The following is a 21,302-nucleotide window of genomic DNA, read 5'->3' on the forward strand; positions in this document are numbered from 1 at the left end:
TAGATGACGAGCAAAGACAATACGATCTCGCTGTTTTCGCTGACGTCAATGGTCGTCGGATCGATGATCGGTGCGGGCATCTTCAATCTGCCGGCGCGGTTAGGAACGGCCACGGGGCCGTTCGGGGCGATCATCGCATGGCTCATCGCCGGCACCGGCATGTACGCGTTGGCGCGGGTCTTCCAGGCATTGGCGGAACGCAAACCCGATATCGACGCCGGCGTCTTCGCTTACGCCAAGGCGGGTTTCGGCGACTACATGGGATTCCTCTCCGCCTTTGGATACTGGCTGGGCTCGATCCTGGGCAACGTGTTCTACTGGGTCTTGATCGGCGCGACCTTGGGTAAATTTTTCCCGATCTTCGGGGACGGCAGCTCCGCAGTTGCAATTGGCGTTTCGCTGGTCGGCATCTGGGCCTTCCATTTCATGATCCTTAGGGGGATTGAGCAGGCAACCTACATCAACTTCGTCGTCACCATCGCCAAGATCGTGCCCATTCTGGCGGCGCTGCTGCTGATGCTGCTGGCGTTTCACTGGGACACCTTCGCGGCCAACTTCTGGGGCGGCGAAGGCATGCCGGAGAAGACATTGGTGGCCCAGGTCCGCGACACCATGCTGATCACCGTCTTCGTCTTCCTGGGTATCGAGGGCGCCAGCGTCTATTCACGCTTCGCTCGAACCCGTGCCGATGTCGGCACCGCGACGATCCTGGGGTTCGTCGGAGTGACGGGCCTGATGGTCGCAGTGACGCTGCTACCCTATGCGGTAATGCCGCAGGCAGAGGTCGCCGGACTGCGCCAGCCTTCGCTCGCCAGCGCGCTGGCTGCGGTCGTCGGGCCATGGGGCAGTGTGTTCATTTCAGTGGGCGTGCTGGTTTCGGTGCTCGGCGCCTATCTCGCATGGTCGCTGATCTGTGCCGAGGTGCTTTTCGCGGCAGCCAAGTCGCGCGACATGCCTCGGCTCTTTTCGGAAGAGAACCGCAATCGGGTACCGGCCAACGCGCTATGGCTGTCCAACATCGTCGTCTCGCTCTTCGTGGTTTCGACATACTGGTCGCAGGACGCCTTCAACCTCATGCTGGACCTGACCAGTGTCAGTGCCCTGCTGCCCTATTTGCTGGTCGCGGGGTACGGCGTGCTGATCGCTCGCCGCCGTGAGGGCTACGGCGCAGAAGTCGGCTCTGCCCCGCGCGACCAGTTCATCGCCTGGGTGGCGGTGTTCTATTCGATCGTGATGTTCGTGGCGGCAGGGCTGGAGCACGTCATGCTGGTGGCCATCCTGCTGATCCCCGGCACGGCGGTCCTCTACGTCTGGGCCAGGCGCGAACAGGGAGTGCGATTGTTCAAGCCGATCGAACTGGTGATTTTCCTGGTCGTCCTGGCCGCAGGTCTGATCGGCCTGGCCGGGCTGCTGACCGGCCGCATCGTTCCGTGAACTGAAATATCTGTTTTTGAAGGAGTGCCTCATGTCCTCAGACATCCCTTATGGCGTTCATTCTGAAGTCGGCAAACTGCACAAGGTCATGGTCTGCGCGCCGGGTCGAGCGCACCAGCGGCTGACACCGTCCAACTGCGACGACTTGTTGTTCGATGACGTGCTCTGGGTGGATGCCGCCAAACGCGACCATCTCGATTTCCAGCAGAAAATGCGGGACCGCGGCGTCGACGTCGTCGAGATGCATGATCTGCTGACCACGACCGTCAGCATGCCCGAGGCGCGCAAGTGGATACTGGATCACCGCGTGACCGAAAACGAAGTGGGCCTGGGCCTTCTGACCGACGTGCGAAGCTACCTGGAAGGCCTGCCAGACCGGGAATTGGCTGAAATTCTGATCGGCGGCCTGTCGGTGGACGAATTCCCCGAAAGCCACTCCGGTGCGCTGATGTCGCTCATTCGCGGCACGCCGGGGATCGGGCGATACCTGATCACCCCGCTTCCCAACACACTCTACACGCGCGACACCACCTGCTGGATTTACGGCGGCTGCACGGTCAATCCGCTCTATTGGCCCGCGCGCAAGGACGAGACGCTGCTGACGACGGCGATCTACAAGTTCCATCCCGACTTCGCGGGCAAGACCAAGATCTGGCACGGCAACCCGGAAGAGGATCACGGCCTTGCCACCATCGAGGGCGGCGATGTCATGCCGGCGGGCAATCGCACGTTGCTGATCGGCATGTCCGAACGCACCTCGCGCCAGGGCATTGCCTTGCTGGCGCGCTCGCTGTTCCAGCAGGGCGTGGTGGACCAGATCCTGGTGGCAGGCATGCCCCGGCTGCGCGCGGCGATGCACCTCGACACGATCTTCACCTTTGCGGACCGGGACTGCGTGCTGATCTATCCCGACATCGTCAACACCATCACGCCCTACATGATCAGGCCCGGCGCGAACGGCGGCTTCGACGTGCGGATGGAGGAAGGCGGCTGGGTGGCGGCCGTCGCCCGCGCGCTCAAGGTAGACAACATGCGCGTGGTGGAAACCGGCGGCAGCCACTACATGCGCGAGCGCACACAGTGGGATTCCGGCGCGAACCTCGTCTGCATCTCACCCGGCGTGGTGATCGCCTATGACCGCAACGTCTATACCAACACCCTGCTGCGCAAGGCCGGGATAGAGGTCATCACCATCTCCGGCGCCGAACTCGGCAGGGGTCGGGGGGGCGGTCACTGCATGACCTGCCCGATCATTCGCGATGCCGCCGATTAGGCCAATTCGAACAGCTCCCGGCAGGCGCAGAGTGGCAAGAGCAACACCTGCCGAGGAGAAGACTAGCAGGAAACATGGCCGCGAATTTTTGAGGATTTGCAGAGGAACTTCCTCATGATCCCAAAGAAGAAGGCGATTTACGAACTGATCTATCGCGGCCGCCGCGCGGCTTTGACCTGTGCCCTTTTGCTTCAGGCCTGTTCGGAAAGCACCGCTCCCAGTCCGCCACCGACTCCGGTAAAAGTCTTGACGGTGGGCCGTTCGTCGGCGGCAAATGCCATCGAATTGCCGGGGCGGGTGGAAGCCGTCCGCTCCGCCCAGGTGCGCGCCCGCGTCGATGGCATCGTCCTGCGGCGGCTCTATCAGGAAGGGTCCGATGTCGCTGCCGGCACCCCCCTGTTCCAGATCGATCCCGGCGATGTGCAGGCGCAGTTGAGACAGGCCAACGCGGGATTGAGCCGCGCGCTCGCCGCCCGATCGGACGCGGCACAGGTCGTGAAGCGCTTCTCCACCTTGATCGGCCGCCAGGCGATCAGCGAACTGGAATATGAAAGCGCGCGGAACAACTTGCGTCAGGCCGAGGCGGGTGTGCAAGACGCCCGCGCGGCTCTCGATCGTTCGAAGCTCGCGGCGGGATATGCGACGGTGCGTGCCCCCATTGCCGGCCGCGTGGGGCGCGCGGAAGTGAGCGAAGGCGCTCTCGTGAGTGCCGGAGCGGGCACGCTGATGACGCAGGTCGATCAACTGTCCCAAGTCTATGTCGTGTTCACCAAGTCCAGCTCAGACCTGCTCGATCTGGCACGCATGACGCGGTCCGGAGAAGTGCGCCTACCGGACTTGCGGAATATCGAAGTCCGCCTGACCACCGAGAATGGTCAGGATTACGGCGTGGTCGGTCACCTCGATTACGCAGGTCTGGTTGTGCAACCCGGCACGGGAAGCCAGGCGTTGCGCGCGGTATTTCCCAATCCGCGACGTGACCTTCTACCCGGTCAGTTCGTGCGCGGCGTCTTGCAAGCCGGGACATTCGTCAATGTGCTCTCGGTGCCCGAACGCGCGGTCATGATCGGCGCCGGCGATACCAGCGTGATCGTCGTCGGCGCGGACAATGTGGCGGAACGCAGGCTCGTCACGCTCGGCGAAGCGCACGATGGAATGTGGATCGTCCGGTCGGGACTGAAGGCGGGCGAGCGGATCGTGGTGGAAGGTTGGCAGACCGTTGTCCCCGGGCAGAAGGTTGCACCTCAGCCATTCAAGCCGGCCCCCCAGTCGCCGCAAGAGTCCGCGCAAGAGTCCGCGCAACAGGCGAGCAGCGAGGGATGAACCGCTTCTTCGTCTATCACCCGGTCTTCGCCTGGGTGATAGCCATTTTCGCGCTGCTGTTCGGTGGGATCGCCATTTCCAACCTGCCGGTCGAGATGTTTCCGAATATCGCGCCCCCTTCCGTCAGTATCTCCACCGCCCTGCCCGGCGCCGATGCGGTCACCCTCGACCGGACAGTGACATCGGTTATCGAGCGGGAGATGAACGCAGTCGACAATTTCCTCTACATGTCCTCCACCAGCCGCTCCAACGGTACCGCCCAGGTCACCGTGACTTTCCAGCCCGGCACCTCGCTCGACGTGGCGGTTTCGCAAGTTCAGGACCGCCTGGCACGCGTGGACTCGCGCCTGCCCGAAGACGTCCGCCGCGCGGGTGTCCGAGTCACTTCATCCTCATCCGGATTTCTGATGATGATCGCACTGCGATCGAAATCGGGGGCGATGTCCAGGGCCCAATTGGGAAACTATGCCAGTAACAACATCGTCGAGGAACTGCGGCGCGTGCCCGGCGTGGGCGATGTGCAGCTGTTCGGCTCCGCCTACGCCATGCGGATCTGGCTCGACCGCGATAAGCTTGCCGGTTACGGCCTGACACCGGCCGAAGTCCTGCAGGCCGTGCGCGAACAGAACAGCCAGACTGCGGCGGGTACGCTGGGCGCGCGGCCCACGGCGTCGGCGGCGGATCTCAACGTCCAGATCGTCACCCAGAGCCGCTTTTCCACGCCGCAGCAGTTCCGGGAAATCATCGTCGCTTCCAATCCCGACGGCTCAACGGTCCGACTTGGCGACGTCGCCCGGGTGGAACTCGGCGAGGACAGCTATGCCATGCATGCCACGCTGAATGGGCAGGAAATGGTCGGCATTGGCGTGCAGCTCGCTTCCGGCGCCAGCGCGCTATCGACGGCATCCGGCGTACGCGCGCGCCTGCACGAGCTTGAACGCAGTTTCCCCCCGGACATTGCATGGCAGACGCCGTTCGATTCCACGCCGTTCATCGTTCGCTCCGTGAACAACGTGATGCGCACGATGATCGAGACGCTGTTGCTGGTCTCGGCCTTCGTCTATTTGTTTCTCCAGCGCTGGCGCGCGATCGTGGTTCCCACACTGATCGTGCCGATCGCTCTGGTCGGCACCTGCCTCGGCCTGCTGCTGTTCGGCATGTCGCTCAACTTGCTCTCGCTATTCGCGATGGTGGTGGCGATCGGCATCCTGAATGACGACGCCATCGTCATCGTCGAGAATGTCGAGCGCATCATGGGCGAGGAGGGGCTGGACCCGCGCGAGGCGACGGCCAAGGCCATGGGGCAGATTACCGGCGCCATCATCGCCACGACCCTGGTGCTGGTCGCCGTGTTCATTCCGATGGCGTTTTTCCCGGGCGCGAGCGGCGGCGTCTATCGCCAGTTCTCCGTCACCCTGACCATCTCGATGATCGTTTCGACAGTGCTGTCGCTTACGCTCGCCCCCGCGCTATGCGGCAGCATTCTTCGTCCGCCAGCCGCAAAGGAGGGGGCAGACGATCGGCCGCGAAGCCTGCCGGCGAAGTTCTTCGATCGCTTCAACCGCGGTCTGGAAAATACCACCCGGCGCTATGTCGGCGCGGTGGAGACGATGCTCCGATCGCCGGTCCGCTGGTTCGTCGTGTTCCTCGCGATCTGCCTTGCGACCTGGCTGCTGTTCGCACGATTGCCGGGCGGCTTCCTGCCGACCGAGGATCAGGGCTCGATCTTGATCGGCTACAACGCCGCCCCCGGCGCCACCATGGCGCGCACCGAGGGCGCGGTGACGCAGGCCGAAGCGTTTCTGCTCAAGCAGCCGCAGGTGCGCAACGTCGTCTCGATCTATGGCTTCAGCCTGTTCGGGCAGGGAGAGGGCGCGGCGATGTCCTTCGTGGACCTGAAGCCTTGGGAAGAGCGGCCCGGGGCCGACAACTCCGCCGGCGCATTGGCGGCGCGGGCGAACCGGGCATTCTTCACCATTCCGGAGGCGACGATGTTCGCCTTCGAGCCGCCCCCCATCCAGGCGCTGGGCAATGCCACCGGCTTTACGATGCGGGTTCAGGATCGCACCGGCACCGGCGATAACCTTGCGGCACGTGCGCATGCGATCATTGCCGAAGCGGCCAAGAGTCCGATACTGGCAGGCGTCAGGTTCGAAACCCAGCCTTCTCGCCCGCAGCTCTATCTGGAGCTGGACCGGGTCAAGGCGCGGGCGCTGGGCCTGCAAATCGGCCAGATCAACCAGGCCCTGAGCGTCACCTTCGGCTCCGCATATGCGAACGACTTCATGCATGACGGTACCGTTCTGCGCGTGATCGTGCAGGGCGAGGCTTCGCAGCGGATGGAGCCGGGTGACATCTCCGCCCTCCGCGTGCGTAACGACCGGGGCGAGATGGTGCCGTTCAGCGCATTCAGCACCACGCATTGGACCGCGGGCCCGGCCCAGCTTGAACGCTACAACGGTTTCCCCGCAGTGGCCATTTCCGGCCAGCCCGCCCCCGGCAAATCGAGTGGGGCCGCGCTGGACGAAATGGAGCGGATAGCGCGAGAGGTCTTGCCCCCCGGTTATGGCTACGAGTGGACCGGCACCGCCTTCGAGGAACGCCAGGCAAGCGGCCAGATCGGGGCCTTGCTTGGCCTCTCGCTGATCGTCGTGTTCCTGCTGCTTTCGGCGCTGTACGAAAGCTGGTCCATCCCGCTGGCCGTGCTCATGATTGTCCCGCTGGGTGTGCTGGGGGCAGTCCTCTTCACCCTGGCACGCGGCATGATGGCGGATGTCTATTTCAACGTCGGCCTTGTCGCGATTATTGGGCTGGCGGCGAAGAACGCGATCCTGATCGTGCAGTTCGCCCTCGACGAAGAGGCACGCGGGAAGACGGCGACCGAGGCGGTGAGCCTTGCCGCGCGGCAGCGCTTACGGCCAATCCTGATGACCAGCCTGACTTTCGTGATCGGCATGCTGCCGCTGGCCATCGCCGTGGGTGCCGGCGCGGCCAGCCGCCGTGCCGTCGGGACCGGCGTCATGGGAAGCATGCTCACGGCGACCGTGCTTGGCATCTTCTTCACCCCGCTGTTCTTCGTATCGGCGCGCAGATGGCTCGGTACCCGCCCTGAGAACCACAGACCTGAGGACCGCAAACCTGAGGACGGCAGGCCCGGGATCAAGCCAGATCAGGCAGGGGAAAGCTAGACGTGCGCCTGCTCGCCCCTACTCTGCGGCCACTTTGCCTGCTTGCCCTGCTGGCGGGATGCAATATGGCGCCTGCCTATGTGCAGCCGGTGCCCCCGGTTCCGGCCGCCTATCCGGAAACCACGCCTGTCACAGGCGAGCAGGCCAGCGCGATCTCATGGCACAGCTTCTTCGGCGATCCGCAGCTTCAGGCCTATATCGGTTCGGCGCTGGAAAGAAACCGCGACCTTGCGGCCGCCGCCGCGCGCATCGCGCAGGCAGAAGCGCAGTATAGGGCTCAGGCATCGGCCCGGCTTCCCAACGTCGATGCCGGTGCAAGTGCCGGGCGCTCGCGAACGCCGACGGCCTTCGGCCCGCAGACCATCAGCGCTTTCCAGGTGCAGTTCGTCGTCTCCAGCTTCGAACTCGACCTGTGGGGAAGAGTGGCCAATCTCACGGAGGCGGCGCGGCGGAACTATCTGGCGACGGTCGATGTGCAGAGGGCCTTGCGCCTCACGCTCATCCGCGATGTGGCTACGGTATATTACGCCATTCGCGCGGGCGAGGCGGGTATCGACGTTGCCCAGCGCACGCTGGCCAGCCGCCAGAAATCGGGGGAGATCGCCAAGCTTCGTCTGGATGCAGGGGTCACCTCGAAGGTCGACTATCAGCAGGCGATGATCCTGATCACGCAGGCGCAGACGCAACTGGCGGATTTGCAGCGCACGACGGATCAGCAGCGGAACCTGCTCTTGCTGCTGGTCGGCGGGCCCATGGCGCAACCGCTTCCGGATGGATATGGCATAAACGATGCTCACCAGCTGACATTGCTGGACGCGGGATTGCCCTCTTCGCTGCTGACGCTGCGTCCGGATATCCTGGCAGCGGAAGAACAGCTTCGCGGCGCCAATGCCAATATCGGCGCGGCCCGCGCGGCGTTTTTCCCGACCATATCGCTTACCGGCATGGCGGGGTTCTTCTCTCCGCAGCTAGGCAACCTGTTCAATGGCGACAGCGGAACCTGGGCCTTCGGTGGCGGGGCGGCCCTTCCGCTGTTCGACTTCGGGCGCCGGCGCGCCCAGCTTGAGCAGAGCAAGGCGCGCCGGGACGAACTCGTCGCGACGTATCAACGCACCGTGCAGCAAGCCTTCCGCGAGGTGGCCGACGGACTGGTGGGGCGCCAGCGCCTGCAAGAACAGATCGCCGCCCAGCAGCGCGCGGTTCAGGAGCAGCGCGTTTTGGCGGAAACGGCCGAGCTTCGCTACAGCAGCGGCGTCTCGGTCTACCTCGAAGTGCTCGATGCGGAGCGCAATCTCTTCACGGCGGAGCAGCAGCTCATCCTGCTTCGCGCGGCGGCGCTGCAAAACGACGTTGCGCTCTATGCAGCGCTAGGCGGCGGGAGCATCTGACGTGGTCGCGCAGCTGCCGGTGTCGCGCGGCAAATTTGCGCTCCCCGTCCTTACCGCCATCGTCGTGGGCTCCATGGTGGGCGGCGGCATATTCACCCTGCCGGGATCGCTGGGGCGGGTGGCCGGGCCGCAAGGCGCCATTCTGGCGTGGGTTATCGCCGGAGCCGGGATGTTCGCATTCGCCCGCGTCCTGCAATTGCTGGCATTGCGATTGCCGGAGCTTCACGGCGGCATCTACATCTATGCGAGAGAGGGTTTCGGAAACTACGTGGGCTTCCTCTCTGTATTCGGCTACTGGCTGGCCGGTTGCATGGGAAACTGCACGTACTGGGTTGTGATAAAGGCGACGCTTGGCGCCTATCTTCCGGTTTTCGCCGGAGGCCACAACGTCTCCTCCATTGCCCTTGCCTCAGCGGGCATCTGGACGGCTCATTTCATCATGTTGCGGGGGCCTCCGCAAAGCGCGATGGTCAATCTGATTTCCACAATCGCCAAGCTCGTCCCGCTTATCGTTTTCATGCTCGTCCTGGCTGCTGCATGGAACTTGCAGGTCTTTCAGGCCAATCTGAAAGACACTGTCGGCGGCACCAGCCTTGGGCAGCAGATCAAGGCGACGATGCTCGTCACCCTTTACACCTTGCTCGGCGTGGAAGGGGCAAGCGTCTATTCGGCCTTCGCCAGACGCCGCGCCGATGTTGGGCGCGCCACGTTGCTCGGCCTGCTGGTGGTTACGATCATTCTCGTCCTGGTGACCGTGATGCCTTACGGCGTGCTCGCACGCTCCGAACTGGCGGGTATCCGCCAACCATCGATGGCAGGGATATTGAGCGCCGTGATGGGACCCGCCGGAGGTGTGCTGGTCGGTGCCGGATTGATCATTTCGGTATCGGGCGCTTATTTCGCCTGGACCATGATCTGCGCGGAAGTGCTGTTCGTTGCCGCCCATCGCGGAGACATGCCCAGAATCTTCGGGCAGGCCAACGACAACCACGCACCCGTCGCAGCTCTTTTTGCCAGCAACCTGGTGGTTCAGGTCATGATGATCGCGACGTACTGGTCATCAGCGCCCTATTACATGATGCTGCAATTGACGAGCGAGATGTCGCTGATCCCCTTTCTGCTCACCGCGCTGTTCGGCACCGGCGTGCTGTGCCGCGAAAGAATGCGGGGCCTTCGCCGGGCCAGACGTCCTGCAAATCTCATCATAGCGATCTGCGCCGTGATCTACACGTTACTGCTGGTTTTCGCAGGTGGATCACGCGCGATCGCAAACACCGCGATCTTCTATTCTATCGGATCCTGCCTCTATATCATCGCTCGCAAGGAGCAGCACCAACGCCTGTTCAACGTTTGGGAAAAAGCGATCTTCGTGGGTACACTCATCATCGGCGCGTGGGCATCCAGCGATCTGATACAAAACGGACTGCCCACACCGGGCCTTGCCGAATTCAGATCGTGAGGCAGGCACGGAAGCTCAGTTCTCCCGGATGCGGGCGATTTTGATGCCCAGTCCGCCGTAAAGAATGTCGAGCAGCGGACTGGCATAGTTGAAGATCGCGAAGGGCGCATAGGCAAGGGTGGGCACACCCAGCACCGCCGCCATATAGGCGCCACAGGAATTCCACGGCACCAGCGGCGCGGTGACAATCCCGCCATCCGAAACCACGCGTGAAAGGTTCTTGCTTGCCAGGTTACGCTTCTCGAACTCTACCCGGAACAGGCGCACCGGCAGGACCACTGCAACGTATTGGTCTGCGGTTATGACGTTCAGACCGATCGCGGTGAAGATCGATGTCGCGATCAGGCTGCCGGTATGCTTGGCGCGGGTGAGCAGCGGCGTCACGAGCTTGGACAACAGGCCGAACTCATCGAGCAGCGAACCGAAGGCCAGCGCCACGATGATGAGCCAGACGGTGAGCAGCATGCTCGCCATGCCGCCGCGCGAAAGCAGGCTGTCCACCGCTTCGATGCCGGTATCGGTATGATAGCCACTGGCGATCACCTGCCAGACCGCCTTGATATAGTCCTCCAGCCCCGCGCCGCCGTCGGGCATCATTGCAAGGACGGCCTTGGGCTGCGTGAAACAGCCTAGCAGCCCCGCAAAAAGCGCCGAAGTCATGATCGCCAGCGATGCCGGTGTCCGACGGAACGACAGGCCTACAAGGAGCAGGAGCGGAAGCAGATTGATCACCGAGATATTGAAAATCTGGTCCAACGCCATCAATTCGGAATAGATCACTTCTGAACCGGCCATGGCCGAATGCCCAATGAACCCCAGAGAGATCAATCCGATGGCCGCGATAATGAACGCAGGCCCGCTGACCCACGCCTGATGACGAAGGTGTTCGTAAATATCGTTGCCGGTCAATTGCGCGGCCAGGATCGTCGTTTCGGACAAGGGAGAAAGTTTGTCTCCGGTATAGGCCCCGGAGACGACGGCACCCGCCGTAATGGCGGGAGAAAGGTCGGCCAGAGAGGCCAGGCCGATCAGTCCGACCCCGATCGTTCCGGCCGTCGTCCAAGAACTGCCGATACAGATCGACGTGACTGCACAGACTATCAGCGCCGTAACGTAGAACCAGTTGGGATTTATTATCCCCAGCCCATAGTATACCAGCGTCGGAATAGTTCCGGACATGTTCCATGTACCGATCAGCGCCCCCACTGTAAGCAGGATGAAAATCGCGCTGACCACCGAAGAAACACCGCGGCGACCTGCCTCGGCAACGCTTTCCCAAGAGTGCCCGTTCTTCAGGATGATCAAGGATGCCACCATGCCGGCCAGCATCATAGCGACCTGCAATGGCCCCGCCATCGCGTCCACCCCGAACAACACAACCGCGCTGCTGACAAGCACCGCCAAAATCACGAGCGGCAACAGCGCGTCCACATAAGAGGGCTCCCGGGGCTGTCCCGGAGTGGATTGAGGATCCGTTTCGCGCATGCGGTCCATCTTTCGAAACGTTCCGCAGTAAAATCAATTACCGACTCGGATAGGCGATAGGCAGATATTGCCGCGCAAAGAAAAAATTATCACGCTCAAAATTCAAAAATTCGTAGCAGATTTCTCCGTCGAGGTTCTTTTGACAGCGCAGAGAGATCGTTTGGAAACTCGGCGAAGGCAAATTCCGTCGGTTCAGCGCGCCACCCCACTCGATCACTATGGACGTTAGCCGGAAGCCGGCTCTTTATTCGCTCTCATCGGCAGCTTCTCGCCCGCTTGCTATAACCTATTGGCGTGAGCCCGCCGGCCGAACCGCTGAGGGCGGGATGGCACTCCGCCATCCTAGAGCGGTTGATCCGATTGCATCGGATCAACCGCTCTAAATTTTTGGTTTGCCGCGTTTTCCGAGTCATCAGGTGATTCCACCTGATTAGAAAACGCTCTAGCGCGAGCGAAAGAATTCAGGAGTGGCAAAAACGATAGACGTCATGAAATACGATGCGACGGGCTGTACATGCTCATCGAGAGCAGGGGAATAGCGTGCGTTCTTCATCACGATGTCACATGAATTGACTTCGAACTCGGGAACGCCATCAGTCGGTAACATCTTGCATCCCGTAGGCGTCCCGGTCGCGTCAACCATTATACGTAGCCGTAAGCGGGCAATGCCGCCCAAGCGCCGAACTGCCTCCGGCGGGTCACCGGCCATGATCAACGCATTGACCGCTTCGGCGTTCAGCGGCTTTACCGGATTGGATAACTTGGCCTGCACCGTCGAGTTCAGGCCCCAGCTTTCGAGCAATTCGTCCGTACAATGACGCAATGCATTCATGACGGGAGCGATCGGCCCTGTGGCCAGCACCAGATGCCGCTTGGCAGCGCTGATCGTGAACTGGGTGATGCTGGCTTCCAACATTGCGTCTGGATAGGCATGATCCGTCGTCAAAAGCGCAGGCTGATCTACCGAGATATCCTTATTGAAAATGATGGCCGGGCCGTGCTCCCCCAACGAGCCAGAAGCCAGCGGCACGAATGGCAAAGGAGCGCCTGCTCCATATGAAATGTATATGTCCCGCGCCGATCGGATTGTCGAAACCGGTGGCCCGGCGACGGTGAAGTCGAAATCATATCCTGGTGCGAATGAACGCATCCGCAGAAACAGATTTTCCTTTCCCTCGCCGAACTGCCGCGAGAGAACGCAACTGTCCGGTGCCGGGGACAAGGCCCAAGGAGATATCGGCTTCAATACATCTTCCGCCTTCTGCGCCGAAGCCGCGCCGGAGGGCAATGCCATGGCGGCAATCAATGCGGCTGCAACATACCCTGCCTTCAAGTCGCCCCCCTGGCGGAAAAAGCCCGCTTCTGTCGTTGCATGACCCCAGTCACGCGACGAACATCATGCAATGCGAGAAACCATCGGATGACGGTCAAGGGGGGTGTTAGCCGCTCTATATACTTGATCGCAATGGATGAATTTAGAGCAAGCTTCGCAAGTTTGAACGCTAGCGTCACGGCTAGTCCGCCCAGATCGACGCAGGCCGCCGACATGGCTGACATTATCGGCCCTCCACGCGCACTCCAAAGCCAGCCTTTCGCCCTTCCATCATTGAATCGAAGCGGCCATCGATGCGTTGGCCTGCAGGAAGCCTTGCTCGGCGCAGCCCTTTTTGGCCGTTGTCGCAGTGGCTTCGTAGGTGTTCTGCGCGTAGGCGGCATCGTCCATCACATAGCGCATGGGGCCGTATGTCAGGGCAACGATCCAGCTATTGGAGAGAGGCATCTGGCGCGCGAATTTTTGGCCAAGCGCGGGCGTGACATTGGCGTCGGCTTGCGTCAGCACAAGGTCGCCTATGCGGATCATACCAAGGTTCAGCGCTACCGGATCCGCATCGCGATCCTTGAATTCACAGGGCGGTAACGTCGATCCGGGCGTATAGGCGCAGCGGTTGGGCAAGTTGTAAGGCGTCGTCGCCTTGCCTGGGCAGATGAGCTGTTTTGCCGCGGCCGCGATGCGGATGGCGTTTGCCGACATCGACAGATCGTTGCCGACCGCGAGCGCCTCTTCGGCAAGAATCGTGCCCATGGCAGTCATCAGTGACAGCGCCCGAGTGCGTTTGTCCGCCCCGGCGTCCTCAGCCCGATAGAGCGGTGTGCCCGCGGCGCCAACGGTGAACAGCGCAACTGCGTCGGTCCCCAGCCTTTCCTCGATCATGCGGGAGGCCATGCCGGGCACGTCGCCACTGATCTCGGCCGGGATGGCCATGGCGATGACGGGCTCGATGGCGTAGTTCAGCATCATGGCGATCGGTTTGCCATCCAGCGTTTCGAACTTCATCACACCCAGCGCCTCGTTGATAGGCTCGGTGCCGGTGCGATCGACGCCGGTGATATAGCGGCCCTGCGCGGCCGACCACTGATTGCGATTGCCGACCAGATGGACTTTTCCGCGCCCCAGGCCGGCGCGGGCTGGTTGTAAACGGGCCTGCGCCTGCCGCACCGCTTCCAGCGTTGCGGCCGTCACGCGCTCCACGAATTTGGGAGAGCCGGGAAGGATGATGCCGGTGGTCGCGGGATCGACGCGGATTGCGTTGTGAGTATGGCTGGTGCCCAACAGGATCGCCGCGCGCGGCACATGCGATTGCGCAGCCACTTTGTCGACCATCTCGGTCAAGGTTCGATCGCCAATGGTCGGAACGTCGGCGATGATGACTATGGCCGTCTTGCCGCCGCTTTCTATGGCGACGGCACGGACGAAAATCCGGTCGGCAACGGACTTGAACGGTTCCACCAGTTCTTCGGCCGGCGGCGTGATATCGATCTTTGCCGCGCCGACGCGCAGCCCGGCGACAGCAGCCGAAGGGGCCGCCTCCACCGGTGGCGCCAGCAGGCCGAGCATGACCAGCAGCGTGGTCACCATGCGGGTCGGTTTCATACGTGTGATCTCTCGTTTCCCGTTGGCGGATCGAACGGTCATTGGCGTGGCATGATCGGGGTTGACTGCCAGGACAGCACCAGCCAGCGGCCTGCCCGCTTCACGTAGATGCCCGTGAAGCGCACCTCGATGCGGCGATCGACACCAACATTCAGCACCATCTGGCCACGCGTGACCGCGATATTGCCGTAGAAGGTCGCGCTGCGATCGGAAGCCTCGATGCTGCGATAGCGGGAGGTTCCGGCTTGCACATCCTTCAGGTATTCGGCCTTGGTCTGCTTGGCACCGTTGGCGTGAACGTAAATGGCATCGTCAGCAATGGCAGCCGCCAGCGCGGGGACATCTTGCTTCACTTGCGCATCAAAGCGCTTCGTTTCCAGATCGAGCAAGGCTTGCTCCCCGCTGGCTGCGGTTGGCCCAGCGTGGAGGGCGGCTGGCGCCATCAGACAAAGCGCAAGGACAGGTGCAAACGTAAAGTTTCGGCCCAAGGCCAGGCCGGCCTGGAATCGCAATAGTTTCATAATTGAATCCTTTCCTTGCATGGGTGTCGTGGGCCGCCGGCTGTCCCCAAGCGCATCAGCCAGGCCCGGAAGACAGTTCGGCAAACAGCCCTGTCACCGCATCGGCGAAACCTTGCGCCGCACAGCCCTGTTTGGCTGTGGAGGCAGTTACCTGGTAGGTGTTCGCGGGGTAGTCGGAATCCTGCACCACGTAGTGCATTGGACCGAACATCAAGTTCACCAGAATGGTCCCCTGCGGTGTCCCGCCTTTGACGCGCTGCCATACCGGCTGGGTAATGTTGGCGTCGGCCTGAACCAGCGTGGTGTCACCAATCCGCAGAACGCCCACCTGGAGCGCCACCGGATCGATGTCCCGATCCCTGAAATCGCAGCGCGGTAGTGCAGCATCGGGGGCATCCGAACATCGGTCGGGCAGGTTATAGGGCGTGGTTTCCTTGCCCGGACAACGGATCGTGCGCATGGCCCCGGCCACGCGGATGGCAGCGCTTGTCCTGGTTTTCGCTGCTAGCGCCAGCACGTCTTCGCCCAGAATGGTGCCCACCGCCTCCGTCAGCGGGCCCGGATCGCCCGCCGGAACCCCTTGGCGGGCGCGCGCGCTGTAAGCGCCGCTACTTTGGGAACCCACAGTGTAAAGCACGACTGCTCGGTCGCCGTAGCGCTGCTCGACATAGCGCTGGGTCGCTCCGGCGAGATCGGCGCTGACCTCCGTTTTGGCCGGCATTTGCATGATCGGTTCTAGCGCACTGTTGACCAGAAGCGCGATCGGTTCGCCATCCGTGGTTTCGATGCGCAACACGCCAAGGGTCTTGTCCGGAGTGACGGATGCGATCGGCACCGGACTGGGACGCCCCGCCGGGGCACGATCGCCGCCCCCGATCATGTTGGTCGTGCCTTCAGCATAGCCGGCGCGGGCGGGCTCCAGATGTCCGGCAGCCTGCCTTACTGCATCGATGATGATCCGGGAGGTGTCGTCGGTGATCTTCGCCGAACCGGGAATGATGATCCCGATCGGATTGCGGTCCAGACGCACCGCATTGTGAGTATGGGTGACGGCAAGCAGAACGTTGGAAAGGGGAACGCGGGCCTCGGCCGCGATGCGGCGGCGCAGGTCCTCGAACACATCCGGTGCGATCGTAGGGAGGTCGGCTACGACGATCGCCGCCCGGCTGGCACCGTCATCCAGCACCACGGCCCGAACGAAGAGGTGATCGTGGATCGTGGTGAAGGGCTTGGGCAGGTCTGCCTTGCTTGGAGTGATGTCTACTCGTGCCGCGCCGGCCATGAGGCCAGGCGCGGCGGCAGTTGGCTTCGCGGCGACGCCTGCCGCGCTGGCGGCAACGGCGTGCGCCAGTGCGGCGACAAGCAAAACGGACTTGCCGGCCGCCATCAGAACTTCACCTTGATCCCGGCGGTGAAGTAGCGACCGACATAGTCGTCCGTTGCAATGTAAGCGCCGAAAACACCGGGATTGGCCGTCGAATTGGTGGCAATCGGCGGCTTGGCGTTGAACAGATTCTGGACGTTGAAGTAGAATTCGGACTCGACCGATCCTGTGTCCGGCTTGAAGCTGAGATTCAGATTGGTCCATGCGAAGGAACGAATGCGCGGGATGTCGTAGATGATGCTGGGGTCCGCATTCCACCGCAGCGAACTGCGCCAGCGCTCCATCACCGTGAAGCTGAACCGGTCGGTGGGCGCATAGTTCAGGAACGCGGTCACGCGCCATTCCGGCGTGGTGCCGACGCCCGAAACCGGTGAATAGGCTGCGCCCGATACATCGATATCGGTCAGGCCCGGCGTGACCTGGCTCAGCTCAGGTTGCCATGTCACCAAGGCGCGTAGCGACAGCGGACGGCTTGCCAGTTCAGTATTGTAGTTAGCCTCGAAATCCGCACCCCACGAATGGATGGAGGACGCATTGATCGGCAACTGATAGAAATAGGTCGCATTGTTCGCGGTAGAGGTATCGGTGTAGGGCAGCGGGCGAACGATAAGGCTGCACAGCGCGGAAGTGCCACCGCTTGCATTGCAGGCACGTTGCACGGACGAAGTGACGCCGTTGATGGACGTGATCGCATCAGTGATCTTGATGTCGTAGGCATCGACGGAAAGGCTGAACCCACCCAGCCAATGCGGCTTGTAGACGAAGCCGGCCGTCAGTGTGTTGGCCACTTCGGGCTTGAGATCCGGGTTCCCGCTGGACGAGAACGGTTGGTTGAGCAGCGTCGCGCCGGTAAGCTCGTCGACAATGTTCTGACGGGCGATCGTCTGCGGCGCGTAAAGGTCGTAGAGGTTCGGCGCACGGAAGTCTCGCGAGCGGGTCGCGCGGATGCGCAGTTCGCTGGAGACGTGCCAGTCTACCCCGACCTTCCACGTTCAGGCGCTACCGGTGCGGTTGTAATGCGCATAGCGGCCTGCAAGGTTCAGGTTGAGTTCCTGCACCAGCGGCACATCTTCCAGCAGCGGAACGTCCGCTTCCAGCGCCGCCTCGGCCACGGTCTGGTGTACATGCGGCATGATGCCGAAAGTCACCTGATGGTTCGCGGTCGGCGAATTGCCTGTGGTGGTGCAGTTGTAGCGCAGGCCGATGCAGTCCGAAACCGGTCCTGGCGGCACGTCCGACGTAGTGTAGGCCGTTGCCCGGCGCCATTCACCCGACAATGCCACGTTCACGGGGCCCGCCCAGGTTGAGAAGGGAGAGCCGGAAATCGCGGCCTGAAGCTCGGTCAGCGTATTGTAGGCACGCGACTGCGTGCGATCGGTCACATAATCCAGCGCCTCTGCCGAGGCTGCGGTGGGCCCGAAGAGATTGAGCGGCGCGCAGCCAGGATAGCTGCCCGGATTGGTCAGCGTCACACTGCACACGATCTGGCCGGTCGCTGGATCCTGCACCGCGTCCAGAGCGGCTGACAGCTTCTGGTAATTGATATTGTTCACGACCGTCCAGGTCTGCCGAGAACTGCCATAGGACCCGCCGACGTTCCACTTGAAGCCGCCCGGCAGCTTGCCTTCCAGACCGCCATTCACATAGGCGCTGCTGGTATCGAAATAGCTGCGGTGCGGACCGATGTTGAGCGGGATCTGGCTCATGGTGAAGGTCGTGGTATCGGTGCCGTACCGGTACTCTTCGGGCAGGAACGGGTTCTGCGCGCGTACCGTGACATTATTGAAGCCGAGGCTTTGGTTCTGGAACGTATTGCGGTTCCACGCGCCGAAGCCCTCCACATAAGCGTGGATGTCATCGGTCAGGTCGTAGTCGAACCGGCCGAATGCCCGCTTCGATTCCAGCGCGCCCTTGAGCGAGGAATTGAAGTAATAGCCGCCATCCGATGCCTGATCGAACGGCGTGAGCACACCGTTAGAAGCGAAATCCATGCCGGCAAGCGGACCGCTGCGGATGAGGCCGCCGAAGCTGGTAGTGCCAAGGCGCACGTTCGAGGCGAGGTGATAGGGGCTGGCGGCAGTCCCCGCCCCCGTCAGGGCCCAATTCTGGCCCAGCTGGCGGCTCGACATATCGAAAATGCCGGGGTCCTTGAAGTATTCGAAGCTGGCTTCGAAGTGGCCGCGGCCGCCGAACAGCTTGGTGCCGAATGCTGCGCCCAAATCGACGATGTGATCGTCGCCAAGCTGCGAGATGCCGTTTTGGGCCTTTAGCGACACGCCGTTGAAATCGCGGTCGGTCACGAAGTTGACGACGCCGCTGACCGCGTCCGAACCATAGACTGCGGAAACACCGCCGGTCACCACGTCCACCCGCTTCAGCAGCATCTGCGGAAGCATGTCGATCGTGACGAGACCTGTGTTGGAGGTAGGCTGGACACGCTGCCCGTCGAACAGAACCAGCGTCCGATAGAGGCCAAGGTTGCGCAGGTTCACCGCGTTGGCCGTACCGTTCGGACCGCCGACGCTGCCGCCCGTGCCCGTCCCCTGCCCCAGCGAGCCCTGGAACACCGGCAGGTTCTGCAAAGCCTGCGCGATCGTGCCTGGCTGAGCCTGCAACAGGGTGTCGGCGGTGACGACGGTTACAGGCGTGGGGCTGTTGTTACCGTTGGAGATGACGCGAGATCCGGTGACCACGATCGGCTCCCCCGCCGCCTCCGCTGCCGGAGGCGGAGCTGGTTCGGGAGCCGATTGCAGCGCCGCGACGGGGGCCGCAACCGAAGCCGAGGCGGACGCCTGTGACAGTCTGGCAGGCGCGTTCGCCTGTCCCGAAACCATGCGAAGAATGACGACGGAACCCTGATGGGATGCGACCCGAAGCGGCGTCTTCGCGAGGAGTTGGTCAAGGCCGGTGCGGACTTCGAAACGGCCGATCAGCGGTGGAGTCTTGATCTGGTGCAGGCTGCCGGTAGGCGCTACAACTTGCAGGCCGGATTGACTGGCAAAGTCGATGATGGCCTTGCTGACGGTCTCTGCCGGAATGTTGAAGTTGACGACCTTCTGCGCCTGGGCGGCGGCGGGCATCGCCGTCATCGCAACTGTAAGTGCCGTGCAGCCAAGCAGGGCTGCTATCGATCCGCTCTTCATCCGTCCCCTCCGAAATCTTTCGCGCTTTCGCGCTGTTCGAAGATGAGACGCAGGCCGATTGATCGATCCGCTATGCTGCTGAAAATTTTTCTTGAAAACTACCGCATGGTACCGAACGCAGAAGCGGTGCGGGAGCGGATCAACGGGACAGGTGTACCGCGCCTTCTTCCACATGCACTTTTGCGTCGAAGATCTGGGCAACCACACGGCAGAAACCGACCGGGTCGTTGGCCAGATAAGCACCGCTGATTTGCTGGGTACGCAGCGCTGGATCCTCGATCTCGATCGCAATGTCGGAATACCGGGAAAATTGCAGCGCGGCTTCCTGTAAGGTGGCATTCTCGAACTGAATTCGGCCTTCTCGCCAAAGCAGTTCGCGCTCGATTTCGGTACTGGGAACTTCCGTCGCGATCATCTGCATGCGTCTGGATGCAGTGGCAGCCATGTTGGCCTCAAGGCGTAAGGCTTGAGGCTCTTTGACAAGCAGGCTTCGGGCCTCGACAATCCCTTCTGCAACCACCACGCGGGCTGCGGCCTCTCCAACACGGCTGACGGTGAAGCTGGTGCCGACCGCAGTCACATCCATCGCCGCGGTTCGCACTACGAACGGGCGCAGCGCATCCTTGGCAACGTCGAACAGGGCCTCTCCGCTTTCCAGCTTTATGCTCCGGTTGTGTGCGCCATACTCGACGAGCACCGACGAGTTGGTGTTCAGCGTAATCGTCGATCCATCGGCAAGCGCCACTACGCGCACCTCCCCCCTGCGAGTAACGAAGCGTTCGGCACCCGCGCCGCGGTAAAACAGGGTCCCCGCCCCGATCACGCCCGCCGCCGACGCGGCGATGGCCATGCCGACGAAACGACGACGGGAGGGATTTGCGAGCTCTTCACCGATCTGTTTGGCAGTCTGTTTCGGGGCGGAAGATTGGGAAGGCAGGAAGTCTTCCGGGCGGTAGCTTTCGCCCAGCGCGGCGGCGCGCTCCGTGCGCAGAAAGAAGCCTCGGGCCCGGACATAGGCGCCAAGGTGCCGGTCGTCCTCGGCAAGCCAGGCTTCGAAGGCAAGCTCTTCCTGGGCATCCAGTCCACTGTCTTCGCGGATCGCCCAAGCGATGGCAGTATCATCGACCTGAGCGGCGCTCATTCGCGTCATCGTGGGATTCCGTCCTTCCTTCATACTGCATAGACGCATCGCAGGACATGTTTCCACCACGTGCGAAGCGATCCAGCAACAAAGTCAGTGCCTTCTTCAGATGCTTTTCGACCGTACTTTCCGCAAGGCCCAGTGTTTTGGCCACTTCACGCTGGGGCAAGCCGCTCACGCGGCGTAGGCGGAACACATCCCCGATCTTGCCGGGCAGCGCCGCGATCGCCTCGCCCAAATGCAAGAGTTCTTCCCGATCAACTGCCTGTTGCTCCGGCCCAGGTTCGTCTGCGGCCAGTCCAAGATCGTTCAGGTCCGCCATCATCTGGAGTGGAACCACCCGTTCACTGCGGATATGGCTGACGATCACGGAATAGGCGGCGCGACGCAGATAGGAGCGCGGATCACGAATTGTGCCGACGTCTTCGACACGGATCAGGCGGACGTATGTTTCCTGGACGATGTCGTCGATCTCAATTCCGGGCAGGCGGCGTGACACCAGCCATCTGCGCAGGCCAGCTTCGTGCGGTATCACATGCGCGGCAATCCAGCGCATGCGCTCGTCAGGTGGGCGCCCCCCCATCGTCTCTCCCCATGTTACCATATGTTTGGATCACGGGTACGACGAAAG

14 protein-coding genes and 1 pseudogene are annotated in these 21,302 nt (G+C 62.2%); 6 read left to right on the forward strand and 9 right to left on the reverse strand.

Annotated elements, in window-relative coordinates:
* The first annotated feature begins 3 nt into the window (after positions 1–3).
* From WBP07_RS25530 to WBP07_RS25555, 6 genes are all read left to right on the forward strand, one after another.
* Complete coding sequence (locus tag WBP07_RS25530) at positions 4–1,434, forward strand: basic amino acid/polyamine antiporter (protein WP_395397882.1); 1,431 nt, start codon at positions 4–6, stop codon at positions 1,432–1,434.
* Between the two features lie 31 nt (positions 1,435–1,465).
* Entirely contained in the window at positions 1,466–2,707 is a 1,242-nt protein-coding gene (locus WBP07_RS25535) for an arginine deiminase (RefSeq protein ID WP_395397883.1), read from the forward strand.
* 114 nt (positions 2,708–2,821) lie between these two features.
* Positions 2,822–4,030 carry an efflux RND transporter periplasmic adaptor subunit gene (locus WBP07_RS25540; RefSeq protein WP_395397884.1) on the forward strand — a complete coding sequence of 403 codons (1,209 nt, stop codon included), beginning with the start codon at positions 2,822–2,824 and terminating at the stop codon, positions 4,028–4,030.
* On the forward strand, positions 4,027–7,218 hold the full coding sequence (locus WBP07_RS25545; RefSeq protein ID WP_395397885.1) for a multidrug efflux RND transporter permease subunit: 3,192 nt from the start codon (positions 4,027–4,029) through the stop codon (positions 7,216–7,218). Before WBP07_RS25540 ends, WBP07_RS25545 begins: the two co-directional genes overlap by 4 nt.
* Positions 7,219–7,220: 2 nt before the next feature.
* Positions 7,221–8,606, forward strand: a complete 1,386-nt coding sequence (locus WBP07_RS25550; protein WP_395397886.1) for an efflux transporter outer membrane subunit — start codon at positions 7,221–7,223, stop codon at positions 8,604–8,606.
* 1 nt (position 8,607) lies between these two features.
* Positions 8,608–10,065 carry a basic amino acid/polyamine antiporter gene (locus WBP07_RS25555; protein WP_395397887.1) on the forward strand — a complete coding sequence of 486 codons (1,458 nt, stop codon included), beginning with the start codon at positions 8,608–8,610 and terminating at the stop codon, positions 10,063–10,065.
* Between the two features lie 15 nt (positions 10,066–10,080).
* Here WBP07_RS25555 and nhaC read toward each other — a convergent pair whose 3' ends face one another.
* The 9 genes and pseudogenes from nhaC to WBP07_RS25600 form a co-directional block, all read right to left on the reverse strand.
* Positions 10,081–11,559, reverse strand: a complete 1,479-nt coding sequence (nhaC, locus tag WBP07_RS25560; protein WP_395397888.1) for a Na+/H+ antiporter NhaC — start codon at positions 11,557–11,559, stop codon at positions 10,081–10,083.
* A 433-nt stretch (positions 11,560–11,992) separates the two neighbouring features.
* Positions 11,993–12,883, reverse strand: a complete 891-nt coding sequence (locus WBP07_RS25565) for an energy transducer TonB (RefSeq protein ID WP_395397889.1) — start codon at positions 12,881–12,883, stop codon at positions 11,993–11,995.
* A gap of 270 nt (positions 12,884–13,153) precedes the next feature.
* Positions 13,154–14,482 carry a hypothetical protein gene (locus tag WBP07_RS25570; protein WP_395397890.1) on the reverse strand — a complete coding sequence of 443 codons (1,329 nt, stop codon included), beginning with the start codon at positions 14,480–14,482 and terminating at the stop codon, positions 13,154–13,156.
* A gap of 38 nt (positions 14,483–14,520) precedes the next feature.
* Positions 14,521–14,871: a nuclear transport factor 2 family protein gene (locus WBP07_RS25575; protein WP_395397891.1), complete on the reverse strand. Its 351-nt coding sequence runs from the start codon at positions 14,869–14,871 to the stop codon at positions 14,521–14,523.
* 187 nt (positions 14,872–15,058) lie between these two features.
* Positions 15,059–16,390 (reverse strand): hypothetical protein, encoded by a 1,332-nt coding sequence (locus tag WBP07_RS25580; protein WP_395397892.1) that lies wholly within the window; start codon positions 16,388–16,390, stop codon positions 15,059–15,061.
* A pseudogene (locus tag WBP07_RS25585) lies at positions 16,390–17,367 on the reverse strand (TonB-dependent receptor domain-containing protein); the annotation flags it as partial. The pseudogene WBP07_RS25585 and the gene WBP07_RS25580, both read right to left, overlap by 1 nt.
* Positions 17,368–17,379: 12 nt before the next feature.
* Entirely contained in the window at positions 17,380–19,530 is a 2,151-nt protein-coding gene (locus WBP07_RS25590) for a TonB-dependent receptor plug domain-containing protein (RefSeq protein WP_395397893.1), read from the reverse strand.
* 139 nt (positions 19,531–19,669) lie between these two features.
* A complete protein-coding gene (locus tag WBP07_RS25595) occupies positions 19,670–20,671 on the reverse strand; it encodes a FecR family protein (RefSeq protein ID WP_395397894.1) in 1,002 nt (333 codons plus the stop codon).
* Positions 20,649–21,227: an RNA polymerase sigma factor gene (locus tag WBP07_RS25600; protein WP_395397895.1), complete on the reverse strand. Its 579-nt coding sequence runs from the start codon at positions 21,225–21,227 to the stop codon at positions 20,649–20,651. The genes WBP07_RS25595 and WBP07_RS25600 overlap by 23 nt, the downstream gene beginning before the upstream one ends.
* Between the last annotated feature and the right edge of the window lie 75 nt (positions 21,228–21,302).

This window comes from Novosphingobium oxfordense (assembly GCF_044029435.1).
Classification (GTDB): domain Bacteria; phylum Pseudomonadota; class Alphaproteobacteria; order Sphingomonadales; family Sphingomonadaceae; genus Novosphingobium.

Excerpts from the sequence above, each read along its gene's own strand:
- WBP07_RS25530 (WP_395397882.1), top strand. The coding sequence starts at position 4 with ATGACGAGCAAAGACAATACGATCTCGCTGTTTTCGCTGACGTCAATG.
- WBP07_RS25535 (WP_395397883.1), top strand. The coding sequence starts at position 1,466 with ATGTCCTCAGACATCCCTTATGGCGTTCATTCTGAAGTCGGCAAACTG.
- WBP07_RS25540 (WP_395397884.1), top strand. The coding sequence starts at position 2,822 with ATGATCCCAAAGAAGAAGGCGATTTACGAACTGATCTATCGCGGCCGC.
- WBP07_RS25545 (WP_395397885.1), top strand. The coding sequence starts at position 4,027 with ATGAACCGCTTCTTCGTCTATCACCCGGTCTTCGCCTGGGTGATAGCC.
- nhaC (WP_395397888.1), bottom strand. The coding sequence starts at position 11,559 with ATGGACCGCATGCGCGAAACGGATCCTCAATCCACTCCGGGACAGCCC.
- WBP07_RS25570 (WP_395397890.1), bottom strand. The coding sequence starts at position 14,482 with ATGAAACCGACCCGCATGGTGACCACGCTGCTGGTCATGCTCGGCCTG.
- WBP07_RS25580 (WP_395397892.1), bottom strand. The coding sequence starts at position 16,390 with ATGGCGGCCGGCAAGTCCGTTTTGCTTGTCGCCGCACTGGCGCACGCC.
- WBP07_RS25590 (WP_395397893.1), bottom strand. The coding sequence starts at position 19,530 with ATGAAGAGCGGATCGATAGCAGCCCTGCTTGGCTGCACGGCACTTACA.
- WBP07_RS25595 (WP_395397894.1), bottom strand. The coding sequence starts at position 20,671 with ATGAGCGCCGCTCAGGTCGATGATACTGCCATCGCTTGGGCGATCCGC.
- WBP07_RS25600 (WP_395397895.1), bottom strand. The coding sequence starts at position 21,227 with ATGCGCTGGATTGCCGCGCATGTGATACCGCACGAAGCTGGCCTGCGC.